The sequence below is a fragment of the Amycolatopsis orientalis genome (assembly GCF_000943515.2).
In the GTDB taxonomy this organism is placed as follows: Bacteria; Actinomycetota; Actinomycetes; order Mycobacteriales; family Pseudonocardiaceae; genus Amycolatopsis; species Amycolatopsis orientalis.
The window spans coordinates 6,536,743-6,545,000 of sequence record NZ_CP016174.1; the positions used below are offsets into that span (position 1 = coordinate 6,536,743).

An 8,258-nucleotide genomic window follows, 5' to 3' on the forward strand; every position below is an offset into this window, starting at 1 on the left:
GCGGGCGTAGGGTGGCGGTGTGAGTGCTGCCCCAGATGGCCGCAAGCTGTTGCGGCTCGAGGTCCGGAATTCCCAGACTCCCATCGAGAAGAAGCCGTCGTGGATCAAGACGCGCGCGCGGATGGGCCCGGAGTTCACCGAGCTGAAAGGTCTGGTGCGCCGCGAAGGCCTCCACACCGTCTGTGAAGAAGCCGGTTGTCCCAACATCTACGAGTGCTGGGAAGACCGTGAGGCCACCTTCCTGATCGGTGGGGATCAGTGCACGCGGCGGTGTGACTTCTGTCAGATCGACACGGGTAAGCCCGCTGCGCTGGACCGGACTGAGCCGCGCAAGGTCGCCGAGAGCGTCCAGGCGATGGGCCTGCGGTACTCGACGGTCACCGGTGTCGCCCGTGACGATCTCGAAGACGGTGGTGCGTGGCTGTACGCCGAGACCGTGCGTCAGATCCACGCGCTCAACCCCGGTACCGGTGTCGAGTTGCTGATCCCGGACTTCAACGCCGACCCCGACCAGCTCGCCGAGGTGTTCGGGTCCCGGCCGGAGGTGCTGGCGCACAACGTGGAGACGGTGCCGCGGATTTTCAAGCGGATCCGTCCCGGTTTCCGGTACGCGCGGTCGCTGGAGGTCATCACCCGGGCTCGTGAGGCTGGTCTGGTGACGAAGTCGAACCTGATCCTCGGCATGGGCGAGACTCCCGAAGAGGTCGCGCCCGCGATGCAGGATCTGGTCGACGCGGGCTGCGAGATCCTCACGATCACCCAGTACCTGCGACCGTCGCCGCGGCATCATCCGGTGGATCGGTGGGTGAAGCCGGAGGAGTTCGTCGAGCACTCCAACGCGGCCGAGGCGATGGGTTTCGCCGGTGTCATGGCCGGGCCGCTCGTACGCTCGTCGTATCGGGCCGGTCGGCTGTTCGCCCAGACGAAGGCACACCGCGGCGAAGCGCTGTCGGAGAACCTGGCACACCTCGCCGCCGAAGGACCAGCAGCACAGGAAGCCAGCTCGCTGCTGGCTCGGTGACCCCGGTCACCTCTCCGCCACATCGCCACCCACCAGGTCACGAATCAGTAAAGTGACCTGGTGGCGTTGGTAACGGATCTTCTGAACTGGCTGCAAGGACTCCCGGAACCGGGACTGGTCGCGGCGACCGGCGGACTGGTGTTCGCCGAATGCACCATCGGGCTCGGTTTCATCGCGCCCGGCGAATCGGGGCTGCTGATCGCGGCCACGACGGCGACCTCGGTCTCCCGCTTCCTGACCCTGTGGGCGGTCGTGACGGTCTGCGCCGCCCTCGGTGACTCGCTCGGCTACGCGATCGGCAAGCGGTTCGGGCCGCGCCTGCGCGAGACGAAGCTGATCCGCAAATACGGCCTCGACGCCTGGGACAAGGCGACCGGCGTGCTCGAACGCCGGGGCGCGTGGGCGGTGTTCTTCGCGCGGTTCCTCCCGGTCATCCGCACGCTGACCCCGGCGGCGTCCGGGACCTCCGGTCTGCCCTTCCGCAAGTTCCTGCCCGCCGCCGCGGCGGGCGCGGCGTGCTGGTCGGCCATCCACATCGGTATCGGCGCCGCTCTCGGTGAAGCCGCGAAGAAGGTCGAAGGCGTGCTCAACACCGGCGGCCTGGTCATCGTCGGGGTCCTGCTCGGCGTCGCCGTGTTCTTCCTGCTGCGCTACAAGAAGAGGAAGGCGCTCGGCGTCACAGCCGAGGAAGCCACCCCGGCGAAAGTCGGCGCGGGCGACTAGATTCCGGGCATGGCCGCCCTGAACCTGCCCCAGCCGATCGGTTTCGTCCTCGGCGGCGGGGGCAGCCTCGGCGCCATGCAGGTCGGGATGCTGCGAGCGCTCTCGGAGGCCGGCATCACCCCCGACCTCGTCGTCGGCACCTCGGTCGGTTCGCTGAACGCCGCCGTCCTCGCGCTCGGGGACGATTCGGGTGACCGGCTGAACCGGATCTGGTCGCGGATGACGCGGCACGAGGCGTTCCCCGGCGGGGTGCTCAGCCAGGTGCGGACGCTGCGGCACAGCAAGACCAACCTGTTCCCCAACACCGGCCTCGCCGCGATCGTCGACGAGCACATCGGCGAGGGCGTCCGGTTCGAAGACCTCACGCTGCCGCTGGGTGTCGTCGCCACGGACGTCGACACCGCCGAGCCGCTGCTCATCCGGTCCGGGCCCGTCCTGGCGCCGCTGCTGGCGAGCTGCGCGATCCCGGGCATCTATCCGCCCGTGCCGTACGGGGACCGCATGCTCTACGACGGCGGCCTGGTCGCCAACGTGCCGATGCGCCAGGCGCTCGCGATGGGCGCGAAATCGCTCGTCGTCCTCGACTGCGCCTTCCCCGGCAAGATGCCCGGGACCCCGCAGACCTTCGCCGAGGTGATGATGTTCACCGCGATGATCAGCATGCGGAACCAGGCCGTGCTGGAGGCGCCGATCGCCGCGGCCGAGGTGCCGGTGGTCTACGTGCCGGGACCGAAGCCGGTGCGGGTCAGCCCGCTGGATTTCAGCCACACCGCGGCGCTGACCGCCGAGGCCTACGAAGCCGCGACGACCTATTTGGGTGAATTGAGCATCGATGGCCCTGGACTTTATGGCGCACCCGGTCTTGTCGTGGCGTGACAAGCAACCATCCGGCATCGATCACGTCTTCTTCGTCGCGTACTTTTGAAAGAGAACTTTCCGCTGATCGAGCGACGCGACTGAATACATTCAAGAGAGACCCACATGTTTCCCAAGAAGACATTACTTTCGACAGCCGGAATACTCGCCGCGGCACTGCTGATCTCGGCCTGTTCGTCCTCGGGCGACACCGGAAGCGGAACCGCGAATTCGTCCGGCACCAGTGCCGGATCGGACGAAAGCGCGGTTTCGGTCACCATTGACCCGGCGGGCGGTACGGACGTCAATCCGGCGACGCCGGTGGTCGTCAAGGCCGAGCACGGCAAACTGACCGACGTCACCGTCACCAACGCCGACAAGGGCAACCAGGTGAAGGGGGAACTCGCGGGCGACGGGCTCAGCTGGAAGACCGTCGAACCACTCGGCTACGGCAGTACCTACAAGATCGTGGCGCACGCACAGGGCACCAACGGGAAGCCGGTCGAGCAGCAGAGCCGGGTCTCCACCCTGAACCCGAAGCAGCAGGCGAACCCGAACCTCATCCCCGCCCCCGCGGCGGTCGCCGCCGGCGGTGTCGGCGTCGGGCAGCCGATCGTGTTCACCTTCGGCCAGCCCGTGAAGAACAAGGCCGAGGTGGAGAAGAAGCTGTCGGTGGACTCCACGCCGAAACAGGAGGGCTCCTGGTACTGGATCGACGACAAGAACGTCCATTACCGCCCCAAGGTGTACTGGCAGCCGGGGACGACGCTGAAAGTCTCGGCCATGATCTACGGCGTCGATTTCGGCAATGGCGTCTACGGCGCGACCGACCGCACCGAGACCTACAAGGTGCACGATTCCTGGGTCGCGAAGGCCGACGGCAACACCGAGCAGATGCAGATCTTCCACAACGGCCAGCTCGCTAAATCGATGCCCATTTCCATGGGCAAGGACGCCACGCCGACACATTTGGGCGCGCACGTCATTTCGGACAAACACGAGAATTACACGATGGACTCGTGCACCTACGGCGTCTGCCAGGGCCAGCCGGGGTACTACAAATCGAACGAGAAGTGGTCGCTGCGGATCTCCAACGACGGCGAGTTCGTCCACGAGAACCCGAACAGCGTCGGCGCGCAGGGCAGCTCGAACGTTTCGCACGGCTGCATTAACCTCAACGCCGCCAACGCCCAGTGGTTCTACCAGAACATGGGCCTCGGGGACGTCGTCGAGGTGACCAACTCCGGTGGCCCGCAGCTGCCGGTCTGGGACCTCTACGGCGACTGGTCGAAGTCGTGGGCGGACTGGCAAGCGGGCAGCGCCGTCAAGTAGGGGCATGATGGGCCGGTGACCACCACCGACCCCGATGCCGAACTGAGCAGGGCCCGCTCACTCATGGCCGGCGCCGGCCGGGTCGTCGCACTCACCGGCGCCGGGATCTCCACGGACTCCGGGATCCCCGACTTCCGCGGCCCGCAAGGGCTGTGGACCCGCGATCCGGCCGCGGAGAAGATGTCGAACCTTCAGGCGTATCAGGGCAGCAGAGAGGTCCGTGAGCGGACCTGGCAAGCGAGACTGGTCCACCCGGGCTGGCACGCCGAGCCGAACGCCGCGCACCGTGCCCTCGTACGCCTGGAGGAGTCCGGAAAGCTGACGCAGATCGTCACGCAGAACATCGACCGGCTGCACCAGAAGGCGGGCTCCTCGCCGGAGCGGGTGCTGGAGCTGCACGGGACGATGTTCGAGTCCGTCTGCCTGTCCTGTGACGACCACCGGGACATGCGCTCGGCGCTCGAGCGCGTCCGGGCGGGCGAGACCGATCCGCCCTGTCTGGTGTGCGGCGGCATTCTGAAGTCCGCCACGATCTCGTTCGGCCAGAAACTGGACCGGGAACTGCTCACCGCGGCCCGTCTCGCCGTCGAGGCGAGCGATCTCCTGCTGGTGGCCGGGTCCTCCCTGAGCGTGCAGCCGGCGGCCGGGCTGGTCAGTGTCGCCTCTCGGACCGGCGCCGACGTCGTGATCTGCAACGGCTCCGAAACGCCCTACGACTCCCTCGCCTCCGCCGTCGTCCGCGGCCCCCTCGGCGAAACCCTCCCCGCCCTAACCCCCTGAACCCCTCGCCCCCCTTCGCATTTAGTCCTCTAAATGCGTGGGGGGAGCCCCCTCACGCCCGCCTTTAGAGGACTAAACGCGGGGGGCAGCCGAGTCCGGTCATGCGTTTAGTCCTCTGGAGGTGGGGAGTGGTGGCCTCGCTCGCGGTGTGTGACTGGTCCGTTGGTGGGGGTGTGTGGATTGTGGGACGTTAGATGTCCCGGAATCCACACGGTCTCGTGTGACCGGCCTGGTGACTCACTGTCGGGGACCTCCGCGGCCCGCCCCGATCATGCGTTTGGTCCTCTGGATGCGGGAGGTAGGTCTCTCGGGTGTGCGTTGAGAGGACTAAACGCGTGGGGGTGGGTATAGGAAAAGGCCCAGATCGGGAGAACCGGGGGTTCTCGACCGATCTGGGCCTTTTCTAATGTTAGTCCGGCGGTGTCCTACTCTCCCACAACCCTTCGGTTGCAGTACCATCGGCGCTGTCAGGCTTAGCTTCCGGGTTCGGAATGGGACCGGGCGTTTCCCTGACGCTATGACCACCGAAACACTACGAAACAACACACACTGTTCGTTTCACACAAACGGTGTGGTGTTTCAGAGCTGTAGAGTGGATGCGTAACATCTTTGTGGGCAAGTCCTCGGCCTATTAGTACCAGTCAACTCGACAACACATTACTGTGCTTCCATTTCTGGCCTATCAACCCAATGGTCTGTTGGGGGCCTTAACCCACAAGGGGTGGGATACCTCATCTTGGAACAGGCTTCCCGCTTAGATGCCTTCAGCGGTTATCCCTTCCGAACGTGGCCAACCAGCCATGCCACTGGCGTGACAACTGGCATACCAGAGGTTCGTCCGTCCCGGTCCTCTCGTACTAGGGACAGCCTTCCTCAAGTATCCTACGCGCGCGGCGGATAGGGACCGAACTGTCTCACGACGTTCTAAACCCAGCTCGCGTGCCGCTTTAATGGGCGAACAGCCCAACCCTTGGGACCTACTCCGGCCCCAGGATGCGACGAGCCGACATCGAGGTGCCAAACCATGCCGTCGATATGGACTCTTGGGCAAGATCAGCCTGTTATCCCCGGGGTACCTTTTATCCGTTGAGCGACACCCCTTCCACCAGGTGGTGCCGGATCACTAGTCCCGACTTTCGTCCCTGCTCGACATGTCTGTCTCACAGTCAAGCTCCCTTGTGCACTTGCACTCAACACCTGATTGCCAACCAGGCTGAGGGAACCTTTGGGCGCCTCCGTTACTCTTTAGGAGGCAACCGCCCCAGTTAAACTACCCATCAGGCACTGTCCCTGAACCAGATCATGGTCCGAGGTTCAGATTCCCAATCCGACCAGAGTGGTATTTCAACAACGACTCCACCAACACTAGCGTGCCAGCTTCACAGTCTCCCACCTATCCTACACAAGCCGAACCGAAAACCAATACCAAACTATAGTAAAGGTCCCGGGGTCTTTCCGTCCTGCCGCGCGTAACGAGCATCTTTACTCGTAGTGCAATTTCGCCGGGCCTGTGGTTGAGACAGCCGGAAAGTCGTTACGCCATTCGTGCAGGTCGGAACTTACCCGACAAGGAATTTCGCTACCTTAGGATGGTTATAGTTACCACCGCCGTTTACTGGCGCTTAAATTCTCAGCTTCACCCCGAAAGGTTAACCGGTCCTCTTAACGTTCCAGCACCGGGCAGGCGTCAGTCCATATACATCGTCTTGCGACTTCGCATGGACCTGTGTTTTTAGTAAACAGTCGCTTTCCGCTGGTCTCTGCGGCCACGATTCCCTAGTCCGTAAAGGACTTCAAGAACCCTGGCCCCCTTCTCCCGAAGTTACGGGGGCATTTTGCCGAGTTCCTTAACCACAGTTCACCCGATCGCCTTAGTATTCTCTACCTGACCACCTGTGTTGGTTTGGGGTACGGGCCGTGCACGCACTCGCTAGAGGCTTTTCTCGGCAGCATAGGATCACTCTACTTCACCTCAATCGGCTACGCATCACGTCTCAGCCTTGATGAAACACGGATTTACCTATGTTTCGGCCTACACGCTTACACCAGTACTACCACTCACTGGCGGAGCTACCTTCCTGCGTCACCCCATCACTCGACTACTACGGAATCAGATCCCACGCTCCACACAGAAACCTCCGTCCGAAGACATCGGTAACCGGCTTTGGGTGGTTAGTATCAACCGCCTCATCCTGGGCGCACGTGCTCGGGTACGGGAATATCAACCCGTTATCCATCGACTACGCCTGTCGGCCTCGCCTTAGGTCCCGACTTACCCTGGGCGGATTAGCCTGGCCCAGGAACCCTTGGTCATCCGGCGGCAGAGTTTCTCACTCTGCATTCGCTACTCATGCCTGCATTCTCACTCCCACACCCTCCACGACTGGCTTCCGCCGCCGCTTCCCTGGATGCAGGACGCTCCCCTACCCATCCACACCACTAGACAACCGTCACGAAGACGGAAGCCGATGTATTGTATGAATGACACAGCTTCGGCGGTGTGCTTAAGCCCCGCTACATTGTCGGCGCAGGACCACTTGACCAGTGAGCTATTACGCACTCTTTCAAGGGTGGCTGCTTCTAAGCCAACCTCCTGGTTGTCTGGGCAATCCCACATCCTTTCCCACTGAGCACACACTTAGGGGCCTTAGCTGGTGTTCTGGGCTGTTTCCCTCTCGACGACGAAGCTTATCCCCGCCGTCTCACTGCCACGCTCTCACTTATTGGTATTCGGAGTTTGGTTGATTTCGGTAACCCGGTAAGGCCCCTAGACCATCCAGTAGCTCTACCCCAACAAGAAACACGTGACGCTGCACCTAAATGCATTTCGGGGAGAACCAGCTATCACGGAGTTTGATTGGCCTTTCACCCCTACCCACAGCTCATCCCCTCAGTTTTCAACCTAAGTGGGTTCGGCCCTCCACGTCGTCTTACCGACGCTTCAGCCTGGCCATGGGTAGATCACTCCGCTTCGGGTCTAGACCACGCGACTCAATCGCCCTATTCAGACTCGCTTTCGCTACGGCTACCCCACACGGGTTAACCTCGCCACGCAGCACTAACTCGCAGGCTCATTCTTCAAAAGGCACGCCATCACCGTAAACATCAAAGATGTTGCTCGGGCTCTGACGGCTTGTAGGCACACGGTTTCAGGTACTCTTTCACTCCCCTCCCGGGGTACTTTTCATCTTTCCCTCACGGTACTAGTCCGCTATCGGTCTTCAGGAAGTATTTAGGCTTACCGGGTGGTCCCGGCAGATTCACAGCAAATTCCACGAGCTCGCTGCTACTCGGGAACACCACCAAGATTCACAAACATGTGTTTTCGCGTACGGGACTCTCACCCACTCCGGTCGCCCATCCCAAGGCGTTCCACTAACACACGCGTAAACCCGAGAACCTGTCAGAATTCTCAAGGCGGGTCCCACAACACCACACACACAACGCCTGACAGCTTGACATGTGCATGGTTTAGCCTCTTCCGCTTTCGCTCGCCACTACTCACGGAATCACGGTTGTTTTCTCTTCCTACGGGTACTGAGATGTT

The 8,258-nt window shown here is 62.4% G+C and carries 5 protein-coding genes and 2 rRNA genes (1 of these 7 running past the window's edge); 5 read left to right on the forward strand and 2 right to left on the reverse strand.

The window, feature by feature from the left end; genetic code table 11:
* The first annotated feature begins 19 nt into the window (after positions 1–19).
* The 5 genes from lipA (at position 20) to SD37_RS28245 (ending at position 4,711) form a co-directional block, all read left to right on the forward strand.
* Positions 20–1,021: a lipoyl synthase gene (gene lipA / locus SD37_RS28225; RefSeq protein ID WP_044850117.1), complete on the forward strand. Its 1,002-nt coding sequence runs from the start codon at positions 20–22 to the stop codon at positions 1,019–1,021.
* A 60-nt stretch (positions 1,022–1,081) separates the two neighbouring features.
* On the forward strand, positions 1,082–1,744 hold the full coding sequence (locus SD37_RS28230) for a DedA family protein (RefSeq protein WP_044850118.1): 663 nt from the start codon (positions 1,082–1,084) through the stop codon (positions 1,742–1,744).
* Positions 1,745–1,753: 9 nt separating this feature from the next.
* A complete protein-coding gene (locus SD37_RS28235) occupies positions 1,754–2,620 on the forward strand; it encodes a patatin-like phospholipase family protein (protein WP_044850119.1) in 867 nt (288 codons plus the stop codon).
* 105 nt (positions 2,621–2,725) lie between these two features.
* Positions 2,726–3,931 carry a L,D-transpeptidase gene (locus tag SD37_RS28240; protein ID WP_044850120.1) on the forward strand — a complete coding sequence of 402 codons (1,206 nt, stop codon included), beginning with the start codon at positions 2,726–2,728 and terminating at the stop codon, positions 3,929–3,931.
* Positions 3,932–3,994: 63 nt separating this feature from the next.
* Positions 3,995–4,711, forward strand: a complete 717-nt coding sequence (locus tag SD37_RS28245) for an SIR2 family NAD-dependent protein deacylase (RefSeq protein ID WP_044850176.1) — start codon at positions 3,995–3,997, stop codon at positions 4,709–4,711.
* A gap of 412 nt (positions 4,712–5,123) precedes the next feature.
* Here SD37_RS28245 and rrf read toward each other — a convergent pair.
* Both rrf and SD37_RS28255 read right to left on the reverse strand, forming a co-directional pair.
* Positions 5,124–5,240, reverse strand: a 5S ribosomal RNA gene (gene rrf, locus SD37_RS28250).
* Between the two features lie 82 nt (positions 5,241–5,322).
* Positions 5,323–8,258 (reverse strand): 23S ribosomal RNA (locus SD37_RS28255); it runs 198 nt beyond the window's last position.

Coding starts and splice junctions, on each gene's coding strand:
- SD37_RS28245 (WP_044850176.1), top strand. CDS start 3,995: ATGGCCGGCGCCGGCCGGGTCGTCGCACTCACCGGCGCCGGGATCTCC.
- SD37_RS28240 (WP_044850120.1), top strand. CDS start 2,726: ATGTTTCCCAAGAAGACATTACTTTCGACAGCCGGAATACTCGCCGCG.
- SD37_RS28235 (WP_044850119.1), top strand. CDS start 1,754: ATGGCCGCCCTGAACCTGCCCCAGCCGATCGGTTTCGTCCTCGGCGGC.